At 69.6% G+C, this 13,091-nt stretch carries 10 protein-coding genes; 4 read left to right on the top strand and 6 right to left on the bottom strand.

The window, feature by feature from the left end:
* The first annotated feature begins 44 nt into the window (after positions 1-44).
* Both VKQ35_RS06915 and VKQ35_RS06910 read left to right on the top strand, forming a co-directional pair.
* Complete coding sequence (locus tag VKQ35_RS06915) at positions 45-1,337, top strand: hypothetical protein (protein ID WP_324359896.1); 1,293 nt, start codon at positions 45-47, stop codon at positions 1,335-1,337.
* Positions 1,334-2,251 (top strand): tyrosine recombinase, encoded by a 918-nt coding sequence (locus VKQ35_RS06910; protein ID WP_324359895.1) that lies wholly within the window; start codon positions 1,334-1,336, stop codon positions 2,249-2,251. The genes VKQ35_RS06915 and VKQ35_RS06910 overlap by 4 nt, the downstream gene beginning before the upstream one ends.
* 83 nt (positions 2,252-2,334) lie before the next feature.
* Here the strand turns inward: VKQ35_RS06910 and VKQ35_RS06905 are convergent, their stop codons facing one another.
* Positions 2,335-3,198, bottom strand: coding sequence for a hypothetical protein (locus tag VKQ35_RS06905; protein ID WP_324359894.1), 864 nt, complete (start codon positions 3,196-3,198; stop codon positions 2,335-2,337).
* A gap of 214 nt (positions 3,199-3,412) precedes the next feature.
* Here VKQ35_RS06905 and VKQ35_RS06900 point away from each other — a divergent pair, with 214 nt between their 5' ends.
* On the top strand, positions 3,413-4,375 hold the full coding sequence (locus tag VKQ35_RS06900) for an acetyl-CoA carboxylase carboxyltransferase subunit alpha (protein WP_324359893.1): 963 nt from the start codon (positions 3,413-3,415) through the stop codon (positions 4,373-4,375).
* A 4-nt stretch (positions 4,376-4,379) separates the two neighbouring features.
* Here the strand turns inward: VKQ35_RS06900 and VKQ35_RS06895 are convergent, their stop codons facing one another.
* Positions 4,380-5,150 (bottom strand): class I SAM-dependent methyltransferase, encoded by a 771-nt coding sequence (locus VKQ35_RS06895; RefSeq protein ID WP_324359892.1) that lies wholly within the window; start codon positions 5,148-5,150, stop codon positions 4,380-4,382.
* Positions 5,151-5,259: 109 nt separating this feature from the next.
* Between VKQ35_RS06895 and VKQ35_RS06890 the strand changes: the two genes are divergently transcribed.
* Complete coding sequence (locus VKQ35_RS06890; protein ID WP_324359891.1) at positions 5,260-6,255, top strand: nitronate monooxygenase family protein; 996 nt, start codon at positions 5,260-5,262, stop codon at positions 6,253-6,255.
* A gap of 145 nt (positions 6,256-6,400) precedes the next feature.
* Here VKQ35_RS06890 and VKQ35_RS06885 read toward each other — a convergent pair whose 3' ends face one another.
* The 4 genes from VKQ35_RS06885 to VKQ35_RS06870 all read right to left on the bottom strand — a co-directional run bounded on the left by VKQ35_RS06885 (position 6,401) and on the right by VKQ35_RS06870 (position 13,063).
* Positions 6,401-9,532: a TonB-dependent receptor plug domain-containing protein gene (locus tag VKQ35_RS06885; RefSeq protein WP_324359890.1), complete on the bottom strand. Its 3,132-nt coding sequence runs from the start codon at positions 9,530-9,532 to the stop codon at positions 6,401-6,403.
* A gap of 366 nt (positions 9,533-9,898) precedes the next feature.
* Positions 9,899-10,906: a beta-eliminating lyase-related protein gene (locus VKQ35_RS06880; protein WP_324359889.1), complete on the bottom strand. Its 1,008-nt coding sequence runs from the start codon at positions 10,904-10,906 to the stop codon at positions 9,899-9,901.
* An 8-nt stretch (positions 10,907-10,914) separates the two neighbouring features.
* Complete coding sequence (locus VKQ35_RS06875; RefSeq protein WP_324359887.1) at positions 10,915-11,898, bottom strand: threonine ammonia-lyase; 984 nt, start codon at positions 11,896-11,898, stop codon at positions 10,915-10,917.
* 16 nt (positions 11,899-11,914) lie between these two features.
* A complete protein-coding gene (locus VKQ35_RS06870; RefSeq protein ID WP_324359885.1) occupies positions 11,915-13,063 on the bottom strand; it encodes an epoxide hydrolase in 1,149 nt (382 codons plus the stop codon).
* Positions 13,064-13,091: the final 28 nt, after the last annotated feature.

Raw genomic sequence — 13,091 nt, 5'->3', positions numbered from 1 at the left:
GAGGCGCTCTCGCGCCAATCTGCCGCCCCGGCTATGATCGGGCCATGTTGCGTCGTCCCTGCCTGATCGCCGCCTTCATCGTCGCCGCCTCGGCGGTCCCGGCGCTGGCGCAGGAGCCGCCCATAAGCGCCCCGGCCGCGTCGCCGCCGGCGTCCGCGACCAGCCTGCCGCCCGCCAGGCCCCCGGCGACGGCGGAAACCAGCGTCGAGGTCTCCACCCTGGCCGCGCCGGACGCCTTCACCACGCCCGGCCGCGCGACCGGCCTGCCGCCCACGCTCTGGCGCGGGGCCTCGGTGAAGACTGCGCGCACCGTGCTCGCGCTGCTGCAGACCCGGACGCTCTCGCCGGCCGCCGCGGCGCTGGCGAGGCGCGTGCTGGCGACCGGCGCGCCGGGCCCGCAGGGCGCTGGGACCGATCCCGCCCTGGTGGGGTCGCGGGCGAGCGCGCTCCTGGCCCAGGGCGACGTCAAGGCGGCCGCGGCGATCCTTTCGCGCGCGCCAGGGATCGACCGCAGCCCAGAGCTGGCCCACGCCGCGGCGGAAACCGCGCTCCTGACCGGCGACGACGCGCGCGCCTGCAGCGTCGCCGAGGGGCTGACCAGCGGCCGCGACGAGGTCTACTGGCTGCGGCTGCGCACCTACTGCCAGGCGGTGGCCGGCCACGCAGATCAGGCGCAACTGACCTTCGACCTCGCCCAGACCCAGGCGCGCGACCCGATCTTCGGCCGGCTGATGACCGCCAAGCTGACGGGCGCCGGCAATCCCGGGGCGGCCTCGCTGCGCAACGGCCTCGACTACGCCCTGTCGCACGGCCTGGGCCTCGATCTCGCCGTCGCCAAGGCCTCGCCGGAGGTCGCCGCTGCGCTGTCCGGCGCCGATCCGCAGGAGCCGCTGTTCGACGCCGCCGCGGCGTCACCTGAGGTCGCTCTGCTGGTCGAGCCGCTGATGAAGGGCCAGGCGGTCCACGAGGTGATGGTCAAGGCCCTGGTCGAGGCGGCCGGCGGCTCCGATCCGAAGGCCCGCGCCCGGGCTCAGGCCGCGGCCCTGCTGGCGCTCGGCCTTTCCGGCCCCCTCGACGCCGAGGCGCGTGGGGATTTCGCCGCCCTGAGCACGCCGGAAGGCAGGGCGCCGGTGGGCCGCGACCTGGCGCTGGACGCCGCCGCCGATCAGAAGCTGATGGGCGAGGCGGCCCTGCTGGCGCTGTGGACCAGCGCCGAGGCCGGGCCGAGCGGCGTGGCGATGGGCGACCGGGCCCGCATCGTGCGCGCCCTGCACGCCGTCGGCCTGGAGGTCGACGCCCGCGCCTTCGCCCTCGAAGGCCTGATCGCGCTGAAATGAGCGGAAGCGGGGGAGCCTGGGCCGAGGCCTTCCTGGAGATGATGTCGGTCGAGCGCGCCGCGGCGAAGAACACGCTGACCGCCTATACGCGCGACCTGACCGACGCCTCGGGGTTCCTGGCGGGCCGCGGACGCGACCTCTCCGACGCCTCGGCGGAGGACGTGGAGGCCTATTTCGCCGCCTTGGGCGCGCGGGGCCTGTCGCCGGCGACGGCGTCGCGGCGGCGCGCGGCCGTGCGGCAGTTCTACCGCTTCGTGCTGGGCGAGGGCTGGCGGCCCGACGACCCCTCACGGCGGGTCGAGGCGCCGCGCAAGGGCCGCTCGCTGCCCAGGGTGCTGAGCCGCGCCGAGGTCGACGCGCTGATCGCCGCGGCGGGCGCCAAGGACGGGGCGCAGGGTCTGCGCCTCGCCTGCATGGTGGAGCTGGCCTACGCCTCGGGCCTGCGCATCTCCGAACTCACCGGCCTGACGCTGGCGGCGCTCGCCCGCGATCCGGCCTATCTGATCGTCAGGGGCAAGGGCGGCAAGGAGCGGCTCGCCCCGCTCAACGACGCCGCGCGGACGGCCATCAAGGCCTATCTGGAGGTCCGGCCCGGCTTCCTGCCGAAGGGCGATAAGGCCAATCCCTGGCTCTTCGCCTCGCGCGGCAAGGAAGGCCGGCTGACGCCACGCCGCTTCGCCCAGCTGCTGGACGAGGCCGCCGCCGACGCCGGCATCGACCCGGCCCGGGTCAGTCCGCACGTCCTGCGCCACGCCTTTGCGACCCACCTGTTGGAAGGCGGAGCCGATCTGCGGGTGGTGCAGACCCTGCTCGGCCACGCCGATATCGGCACCACCCAGATCTACACCCACGTGGCCGGCGACCGGCTGGCCGAGGTGGTGGCCTCGAAACATCCGCTCAGCCGCAAGCGCTGAGGCCCAGAATACTGACAGAAGGGCAGCCGAAAGGCCGCCCCTTGCGGAACGGCCTCCCAGCTCTCCAGAGCACGGATCAGGCGTTAGCCGGTGATCCGATAGCGGCCGTCGGCGTCGGGGCAGACGCGGACGTAGCGCACGTCGCGGCCGTCCCGGTCGATCGGGGCCGGGGCCAGGCGGCAATGCATGCGATTGTAGTAGGCGTAGTCGTAGCGCCCGCTGCGGAAGTCCGGCGCCTCGCGATAGGTGATGGTGTCGTTGTAGCTGTAGTAGGGGCCGTGGGCGTCGCAGCGGTAGCGGTCGTGGGCGGCGCCCACCGAGCCGCCGATGCCGGCGCCGACCACGCCGCCGAGGATCGAGCCCGCGGTGCGGTGGCCGGAGGCGGCGATGTTGGAGCCTAGCGCCGCGCCGGCGATGGCGCCCAGGATGGTGCCGGCCGTGGCGGCGCTGTGGTCGTTGCGGCATTCCACCGGACCCGGCGCCACATAGACGGTCGGGCGGCCATAGTCGCCGGCGACATAGGGACCCCAGCGGCCCGTGTCCCAGACCGGCGCGGGGCCATAGACGCGGACATAGGCGCCGTAGCCGTAGCGGGCGTCGTAGTCGGCCCGGGCGCGTTCCCATTGCGCGTGGCGGCGCTCGTAGTCGGCGCGCGCGGCCTGATAGTCGGCGCGGCTGGCTTCGTAATTGTCGCGGCGCGCGTCATAGGCCTCGCGACGGGCGTCATAGGCGTCCTTGCGGGCCTCGTAGTCGCGGCGGTCCTGCTGGTACTGCTCCTGATCGGCGGTCGAGGGACCGGTCTGCTGGTACTGCGGGCCGGGCGGCGGCTGGTCCTGCGGGTCGCGCTGATATTGCTGCGGCTGGTATTGCGGCTGCTGGGCGAAGGCCGGCGCGGCGGTCGCCAGCGCCAGGACCGAGGCCATGCCTAGTCGAAGGGCGGTGTTCATGGTCGTCTCCAGTTTTTTCCTCGAAGCGCCGGCGGCAGCGTCACCGCTTCGCGCATCGTCGGCCCCAACAACCCCTGATCTGCGACACAGGTTGCATGAACAGAACCGCAGGAACGCCGCGCGGAACTTCAGTCCCGAACCCCGCGCTCTTGTGAGGCGGCGCCATCCCGCCTAATTTCCGGCCCCGCCTCGGCAAAGGACCAAGTTTCCGAACATGGCTGTGCATTACCTCGAGTTCGAGCGGCCGATCGCCGACATCGAGACCAAGATCGAGGAGCTGTCCAAACTGTCGGAGACCTCGGCTGCCGGGAATTTCGACGCCGAGATCGAGGCGTTGCGGGCCCGCGCCCAGGAAATGCGCCGCGACGCCTACGCCAACCTCGACGCCTGGCAGAAGACCCAGGTGGCGCGCCATCCCGACCGGCCGCACTTCGTCGACTACGCCGGCGGGCTGATCGACGACTTCGTTGAGCTGAAGGGCGACCGCACCTTCGCCGACGACCAGGCGATCATCGGCGGCCTGGGCCGGTTCCGCGGCCGCCCGGTGGTGGTGATGGGCAACGAGAAGGGCCGCGACACCGTCACCCGCGTGAAGCACAACTTCGGCTACGCCCGGCCCGAAGGCTACCGCAAGGCGATCCGCCTGATGGAGCTGGCCGAGCGGTTCAAACTGCCGATCATCAGCCTGGTGGACACGCCCGGCGCCTATCCGGGCGTCGCCTCCGAGGAGCGCGGCGTGGCCGAGGCCATCGCGCGCTCGACCGAGAGGGGCCTGATGCTGGGCGTGCCGATGGTGGCGGTGATCACCGGCGAAGGCGCCTCGGGCGGCGCCATCGCGATCGCCTGCGGCAACCGGGTGCTGATCCTGGAGCACGCCATCTACATGGTGATCTCGCCGGAAGGCGCGAACTCGATCATCTGGCGCGGGGCGCAGACGCCGGACGCGGCCGCCAAGGCCATGAAGATCACCGCCCAGGACCTCTTGGGCCTGAAGATCGTCGACCGGATCATTCCGGAACCACCCGGCGGCGCTCATTCCGACCCGGAGGCGACCCTGAAGGCGGTGGGCGACGCGGTGGAAGAGGAGCTGAAGGCCCTGGAGGGCCTGACCCCCGACGAACTGCGCAAGCAGCGCGCCGACCGCTTCTACGCCATCGGCCGCACAGGGCTGCAGTAGGCGCTCAAGGCCGGCCCACGACCAGCCGCAGCGCGCCCTCGAAGGTGGCTTGGGTGCGCAGGTGGCCGTAACGCTCGTCCCAGCGCCCGGAGGCCAAATCCTTCGACAGAGCCTCGACGAAGCGCGCCTCGACGCCGGCATCGACGAACCCCCAGGACGACTGCGCCTGACGCACCTGCGGCTCCAGCATCCGCTCAGGGCGGCCGTAGAAGGCCTCCAGGAAGCCGTCCGTGCAGTCGAAGGGGACGGGAACGGAGAGGATCTCGCTCCGGGCGCCGATCCGCTCGGCGAGGTAAGCCATGGACGGCGTGCGCTTCGCCTCGGCGGACAGCAGTTCCGGCGCGTAGTCGGTGATCCACAGACGATCGAAGGTGTCGGCGTCCCCGGCCATGATCACGATCGGCCCGCGCGTCACCCGACGCAGTTCGGCCAGGCCCGCGTCGAGGTCGGCCCACTGGTGCACCGTGTAGATGGCCATGGCCGCGTCCACCGACTGATCGTCCAGCGGCAGCTGCTCAGCAAACCCGATGATCGCGGGGCGGTCCGGCGGCCGTTGCGCGCGCATGGCGGCCGAGGGTTCGATGGCGATGACCCGCCGGTCCAGCGGCTCGTAGGAGCCCGCGCCCGCGCCGACGTTGAGCACCGTTTTCGCATCGCCCAGGGCGGCGTGGACCATGGCCTCGATGCGCGGGTCCGGCCTTCGCCGCTGCGCGTAGCCGCCGCCGTGGGTGTCGTAGTCGAAGTCGCCGCCCCGAATGGCGTTCGCTGGTGTCATGGGCCGTGCTTAGCGCGCGGAACCTGGCGCCGCCAGATCACAGGGCGCTTGCCTGACGCCCCGTCACGGGATTGAGTATGATCCAAACAACTGTTTGGAGGGACGTCCCATGGCGCTGAAGACCCGCTTCACCGAGATGTTCGGCATCGAGCACCCCGTCGTCCAGGGCGGCATGCAGTGGGTCGGCCGCGCCGAGCTGGTGGCCGCGGTGGCCAACGGCGGGGGCCTCGGCTTCATCACCGCGCTGACCCAGCCGACGCCGGAGAAGCTGACCGAAGAGATCGCCCGCTGCCGCACCCTCACCGACAAGCCGTTCGGCGTGAACCTGACGATCCTGCCGGCCATCAAGCCGCCGCCCTACGCGGAATACCGCCAGGCGATCATCGAGGCCGGGATCAAGATCGTCGAGACGGCGGGCAACAAGCCCATCGAGCACGTCGAGGAATTCAAGAAGCACGGGATCAAGGTGATCCATAAGTGCACCTCGGTGCGCCATGGCCTGTCGGCCGAGCGGATGGGCGTCGACGCCATCTCCATCGACGGGTTCGAGTGCGCGGGCCACCCGGGCGAGGACGACGTGCCCGGCCTGATCCTGATCCCGGCGGCGGCCGACAAGATCAAGATCCCGATGATCGCGTCCGGCGGCTTTGGCGACGCGCGGGGCCTGGTCGCGGCGCTGGCGCTGGGCGCCGAGGGCATCAACATGGGCACCCGCTTCATGGCGACCGTGGAGAGCCCCATCCACCCGAACATCAAGCAGCAGATCGTCGACAACGACGAGCGCGCCACCGAGCTCATCTTCCGCACCATGCACAACACCAGCCGCGTGGCGAAGAACGTCATCTCGACCCAGGTCGTCCAGATGGAGCGCGAGGGCGCGAAGTTCGAGGACGTCCGCGAACTGGTGGCCGGCACGCGCGGGCGCAGCGTCTACGAGGTCGGCGACAACGACGCCGGCATCTGGTCGGCCGGCCAGATCCAGGGCCTGATCCACGACATCCCGACCTGCGCCGAGCTGATCCACCGCATCGTTCGAGAGGCCGAGGAGATCATCCACGGGCGGCTGGACCGCATGGCCGGGATGCGGGCGATGGCGGACGCGTAAACGGGATTTGGGGTCCTACTCCCACAAGGGGAGGAAGCCCGATGGCCGCGACGCGTTGAGCGACGGCGGTCTCAAAAGGCCAAAAGCAAGGGGGCCGCGGGCTGATCGCCCGCGGCCCCCAGTAACGCCGGCTCGGCGCCCGCCGCTACTGCTTCACCCGCAGGCTGATGAAGCCGGTGGTGCCGAAGATCTCGTACTCGGCGCTGGTCACATCGCCGTGCAGCGGGATCTGGGTGTTGAAGATGTTCTTGATACCGCCCTGGATCTCCATGTTGTAGCCGAAGGACTTCAGCTTATAGGTGACGTCGATGTCGCTGTAGTATTGCGCCGGGATCTGGCACGGCGAAATCGACTCGCAGAACTCGACCCGGGTTCCGTCGCGGACGAACAGCGCGGTGCGGCTGACGTAGCGGCCGCGATAGCCGACCGTCCAGTCGCCTTGGGCGTAGGTCAGGTTGAGCGTTCCCTTTTCCGACGGAATGCCCACCGTCCCTTCGAAGATGTTCTGGATGTTCGGGAATTCCTGGAACGGGATATTGCGGTTGGCCTGCACCCAGTCGACGACCACAGCGCCGCTCAGACGACCGTCAAGATGTTGCAGCACCGGCAGGTTCTGCGTCCAGTCGGCGACGTTGCGGCTGTAGGAGAGCTGGAAGTCCACGCCGTGGGTCCGCACCGCCGCGGCGTTGAGGAACTGCGAGTTGACCGTCGAGATGTTGAGGGGGCGCAGCGGGTCGGTGCTTGGGAGTCGGGTGATCAGGCCGCAGAACTGCTGGTTCAACGTCGGACCGTCGACGCAGTTGTTGATGATGGTCTGGATCGCCGGCAGGGTGATCGCGTCTAGGATGTTGATATTGTAGTAGTCTGCCGAGAAGACCAGCGAGGGAACCCACTGCGGCTGGTAGACGAGACCCAGGGTGTAGGTGTGGGCCGTCTCGTTACGCAGCGTCCCGGTTCCGTTGACCAGGCCACCCGACGTCACCGTGTTGATCGACGCATTGGTGTTCGAGTTGAAGACAGCCGGAAGGCCCAGAGCCGCACAGTTGGCCCGGCGGTTGACGTTCAACCCGATGTTCAGGGAGTCGCACGGGTCGGTGATGTTGGAGAAGCCCGGGCTGATCGGACGGAATGCCTCGTCGATGTTGGGCGCCCGCGTGGCGCTGGAGAGCGTGCCGCGCAGCCGGATGCCGGAGAACGCCGACTTCCAGCCCGACAGGTCCCTGGCGAACGGCTCGTAGAGGAAGTTCAGGTCCCAGGTGTTGACGTTGCCGAACGGGTTGTAGCTGGCCTGCCGCGTGGCGCCGCCGACGCTGAGTTCTTCGGCGAAGGCATAGTGCTTCAGCAGCGGGGCCTGGATTTCGATATAGCCTTCCGAGACGTTGAAGACGCCGGGCGCCGTCGGCGCGGCCGCGGCGAAGGTCAGGCCCTGAAGCGCGAGCGCATCGTTGGCGTTGATGCTCGTTTCACGCCGGTATTCCCCGCCGAAGGCGATGCTGAGCGGGCCGCCTTGCAGGTTGAAGAACCTCGATGTGTCGAACCGGAAGTTGGCGTTGGCCACCTGCTGGGTGATCCTCGCGGACTCGTTCAGGTCCGACTCGGCCCACTTGAAGAAGGCGGCGCTGTTCTGCTGGCCGAACGGGTTGAAGGGCACGCAGTTGGCGGGGTTCTGGGTGATGCCGGTGGGCGCGGCGAAGCCCGTCGGCTGGGCCGAGACGACGTTGATCCGGCAGGCGGCCTTGCCCGTGGCCGGGTCGATCACCGAGTCGAGCGAGGCGCGGAAATTGCCGTCCAGCAGTTCGCCGTGATCGGCGAAGCTGTTCTTGGTTTCGCCGTAGTTGAGCGCCGCGTCGTAGTGGAACTCCGCCAGCGGCAGGTCGAACTTGCCGTTCAGTCCGGTGACGAGACGATAGGTTTCGCGCGTCGTGGTGTCGCCCCGGGCCGGGCCGATGAAGGCCGAATAGGGCAGCGACGTATTGTTCAGGTTCTGGCCGGCGGCGGCGTTGATGAAGGCGTTCAGCGCCGGGGTCCGGAAGGCGTTGTCCGGCGCGATCTTGGTGGTGAAGGTCTTGTTGCTGCCGTCGTTGGGCGAAATGCTGCCCGCCACGAAGCTCGGCTGGAACAGCGTGGTGTCCTGAGTATTCACATACTTGGCGTCGACCGTCAGCTCGATGTTCGGCGTCACCTCGTATCGGAGGTTGGTGAAGAAGCCCTTGCGGGTGATCTCCGGCACGATGTCCTGGAAATCCTGGCCGAAGAAGCAGCTCGTGCAGTTGCTGGGCAGTTGGCCGAAGAGGGCGCTGTTGAAGCCCGTCCGCGCCGGTTGCACCACCGGGTTGCCCGCGCGGTCGAAGCCGATCAGGCTGTTGAGGTTGCCGACGCCGAACGGTGAAAGCACGCCGTTTGGGCTGATGACTTCGCTGCCGACGTTGCTGACGACAAAGGAGTCGGGAATCCCGTCGTTCGGCTTGGGCGTGCAGGACGTAAGGCTGCTTAGCGCCCGGGGCGTGGCGCAGTCGGCGAAGTTTACGATGGTGCCGCCGTTCCTCAGCGTCTTGATCTGGTCCCGCGACACCGCGTCGCTGTGGTCGTAGAGCACCGAGAACACCGCGTTTCCGCGGCCGTCCGCGAAGTTGTTCCCGACGCTGATCGAGATATTGTAGTCCTTGTCGTAGCCCGCAAAGGCGCTGCCCGCGGTGAAATCCGCCTCGACGCCTTGCAGGTTCTTCTTCGTGAGGATGTTCACCACGCCGCTGACGGCGTCGGAGCCGTAGATGGCCGACGAGCCGCCGGTGGTCACCTCGACGCGGTCCACCAGGCTGGGCGGGATCGATCCGAGGTCGACGCCGGCCTGGCCGGCTGTGCCCGCCACGTGTCGTTGGCCGTCCACCAGGGTCAGGGTGCGCTGGGCGCCCAGGTTGCGCAGGTTCGGGATGTCGAGGCCGGAGGCTTGGCCGCCGTTTTCGCTGCCGCGGATCGAGCCGATGAAGCCGAGCGCGGGAATCTGCGAGATGATGTCGCCCAGGTTGGTGACGCCGGAAGCCTGGATGTCGTCGCTGTTGACCAACTGCACCGGTGTAGGCTGGTCGTCGTTCGGCCGCGGGATGCGCGAGCCGGTGACCACCACCTCCCCGACGTCGACGGTCGCCGTCGCCGCCGCCGTGGCGGTCTTGGAGGCGGCCGATTGCGCAAGAGCGAAACCCGGCGCGGCCAGGCAGGCGGCCGTGGCCACGGACGTGAGCAGCACCGATCGAATCGTGGCGCGATTGTGAATTCTCATTCTTGAAGTTCCCCCCGGGGACCAAAGGTTCACACCCGCGCGGCTCTCACGCGGACAACAGCGTCTTCACGCGACCGACGCAGGACCGGCGGCAAAATGTTGCGCCCCCGGCCCGCGCCGCGCATGAAAACGGCGGAAACAGAAGCTGTCACGCGAGCAAAAACTCATCAACGGGGGGTGGCGGCACGAAACGTTTCGTACAACGTATTGTTGCAATCCCTTCGGGAGTGCGCCCTTGTGGTCACAGCGCCGAAATGTTTCGTGCGCTGTATTGCTGCGCTCCCTCCAGGAGTGCGCCTTTGCAGTCACACCCGCGTGGGTTTTAGTGCGGGGGTCGGGCCCCGGAGCCGTCCGTGCGCTGACGCTTCAGGCGATCGCCGCGAGGGCCTCGGCCAGGGAATCGACGCTCTCCGCCGTCGTCGCCCAGGAGCACATGAAGCGGACCGAGTTGTCGAAGACGCGGTTGGCCGCCCAGCCCGCCGCCGTCAGGCGCTGGTAAGTGGCCTCGTCCATCTCCACGAAGACCCCGTTGGCCTCCACCGGGTGGGCGAGCTTGAAGGGCATCTGGGCGGCGAGGCGCTGGGCCATGGCGTTGGCGTGGGCGGCGTGGCGCAGCACAGCGCCTTCGCGCAGCATGCCGATGAACGGCGCGGCGTAGAAGCGTCCCTTCGACGGGAGCTGGCCCGACTGTTTCAGGCGGGCATCCAGGCGCCGCGCGAGGCGCCGGTCGAAGATTGCCAGCGCCTCGGTGGGCGGCATGCCGGCCTTGGTCCCGCCGATCACCAGGATGTCGACGCCGAGCGGGCGGATCGCCACCAGGTCGAAGCCGGCGGCGGCGGCGTTGAAGATCCGCGCGCCATCCAGGTGGACGCCGCCGCCCGTCGCCTTCGCGGCGCCGATCAGGCCGGCCATCGCCTGGGTGGAGTAGACCCCGCCGTACTCCGTGGCGTTGGTCAGCGAGAGCGCGCCGGGCGACTGGACATGGCCGTTCTCGGGTTCGGCGAGCGCGGCCGCCATGGCCGCCGCGTCGATCTTCCCGTCCGCGCCGGGGAGCGGGGTCATCCCCAGGCCGTGGCCGAAGAAGCCCGGCGCGCCGGTCTCGTCCGTGGCGGCATGGGCATGCTCGTGGGCGAGCACGGCCTCGAAGGGTTTGCACAGCGCGGCCAGCGCGATCGCGTTAGCGGCCGTGCCGCTGGCCACGAACCGCACCTCGGCGTCGGCGTCCAGCAACTGGCGGATCAGGTCGGCGGCCTGGGCGGTGACAGTGTCTGCGCCATAGCTGGCGGCATAGCCGGCATTGGCCTCGAGCACGGCCTGCATGGCCTCCGGCGCGGCGCCGGCGGTGTTGTCGGAGACGAAGTCGTAGCGGGTCATGGTCGCGGTCAGCTCGCCGTCGCGGCCATGATTTCGCGGAAGGTCGAGATGTCGATATTGCCGCCGGAGACCACGCAGACGATGGGCCCCTTGAGGTCTTTGCCCTGATCCGACAAGGCCGCGGCCAGCGGCAGGCAGCCCGCGCCCTCGGCGATGATCCGCGCCTTCTCCGCCATCAGCCGCATGGCGCGCCGCGTCTCGTCGAGGGTGACGACGATGGCGCCGTCCACCAGCGGCTTCATCCGCTCGTACATGCGCGGAAAGACGCTCTGGCCGCCGGCGCCGTCGACGAAGGAGGCCTGCCACTCGGGGAACCGCTGCGGCGATCCGGCCGCCAGCGAGCGCGACAAGGGCGCGGCCGTGTCCGGCTCGGCGGCCCACAGCCTGATGGCGGGGTTCTTCGCCTTCACGGCGCTGCCGACCCCGGTGATCAGCCCGCCGCCGCCGACGCCGCAGATGACGGTGGCGGCGTCCGGGCAGTCTTCCAGGATCTCCAGGCCCATGGTCGCGTGGCCGGCGATGAAGTTGTCGTCGTCGAACGGGTGGATGAAGGTCCCCTCGACGCCGGGATAGGCGCGCTCGTCCAGCGCGTTCCAGGCGCCCTCGTAGGAGACCAGCACCAGCCTCGCGCCGAGCGCCCGCATCCGCTCCAGCTTGGCGGTCGGCGCGGTCTCGATGGCCACGACCGTGCAGGGAACGCCCGCCTTGCGCGCCGCATAGGCGACGCCCTGACCCGCATTGCCGGCGCTGATCGTCCAGACGCCCTTGGCGCGCTCGGCGTCGGAAAGCATGGCCACCGCGTTGGCGGCGCCGCGCAGCTTGTAGGCGTTGATCGGCTGCAGGTTCTCGAGCTTCAGCCGGATGTCCGGGAAGTCCGGGCCCAGCTCCAGGCGGATCAGCGGCGTTCGGACACAGGTCCCGGCGATGCGGCCGCGCGCGGCCTCGATTTCGGCGAGCGTGATGGGGCGGACGGGCGGGACGGCGGCAGGCATGGGGCTGTCTCTCACACTAGAGGCTGTTCGCCCAGGCCCGCACCTCGTCGACGAAGAGGTCGGGCTCCTCCATGGCCGCGAAGTGGCCGCCGCGCGGCATGTCGCTCCAGCGGACGATGTTGTAGGCGCGCTCGGCGAAGGACCTCGGCGGCGCCTGGTAGAGCGGCTCGCCGGGGAAATTGGCGAAGGCGGTGGGCGTCTCGCAGCGCTCGCCGGGCTCGAAGGCCAGGCCGCCTTCCTCCACCAGGCCGCGATAGTACCAGGCGCCGGTCGCGAAGCTGTCGGTCATCACATAGAGCATGATGTTGGTGATGAGCCGGTCCTTGCCGTAGGCGCCGTCGAGGTCCTTTTTCGACAGGTCCGACCAGTCGTGGAACCGCTCGCAGATCCAGGCGGCCTGGCCCACCGGATTGCCCGCGCCCATCCAGGCGATCGACTGCGGCTTGGAGACCTGCAGGCGGAAATAGGCGCCCATGATGTCCATCATGCCGGCCTGGCGTTGCGCCCAGGCCACTTCCGCCTCGCCCTGCGGCCCGCTGTGGGGCCGGAAGCCCAGCATGTTGAGATGGATGGCGCGGGCGTGGGCGCCGTGATCGCGGCCGAGCCACGAGGTGACCATCGCGCCCCAGTCGCCGCCCTGGGCGAGGTAGCTGTCGTAGCCCAGCACCTGCGTCATCAGGGCGTTGAACAGCCGCGCGGTGGTGCGCTGGCCGATGGGGCGCGTGGGCTTGGAGGAGAGGCCGAAGCCGGGCAGGGACGGGATCACCAGGTCGAAGGCGTCCGCCGCCTGGCCGCCGAAGCGGCTGGGGAAGGCCAGCTTCTCGATCGCCTGCCAGAACTCGTAGTGCGAGCCCGGCCAGCCGTGGGTGACGATCAGCGGCCGCTGGCCGCCCGCCTCGCCGACCACATGCAGGAAGTGGATATCGTAGTCCTCGACGCGGGCGGTGAACTGCGGGAAGCGGTTCAGGTCGGCGACCGCCGCGCGCCAGTCGTAGCCGTTCGTCCAGTGCGCGCAGAACCCCTGCAGCCAGCCGCCGTCGCAGCCGTAGGCCCAGCCATCCGGGACGTCGGGGATCGGCGGCCAGGGATAGGCGCGGACCTGGCCCAGCACGGCCTCGACCTGGGCCTCGCTCCAGCTCACCTCGAACGGCTTGATCTCGCTCATCGCGCGCCTCCCGGACGAGGAGGACACT

This window comes from Phenylobacterium sp., from assembly GCF_035309685.1.
Classification (GTDB): Bacteria; Pseudomonadota; Alphaproteobacteria; order Caulobacterales; family Caulobacteraceae; genus Phenylobacterium.
This window is presented reverse-complemented; position numbering and strand designations above follow the sequence as displayed.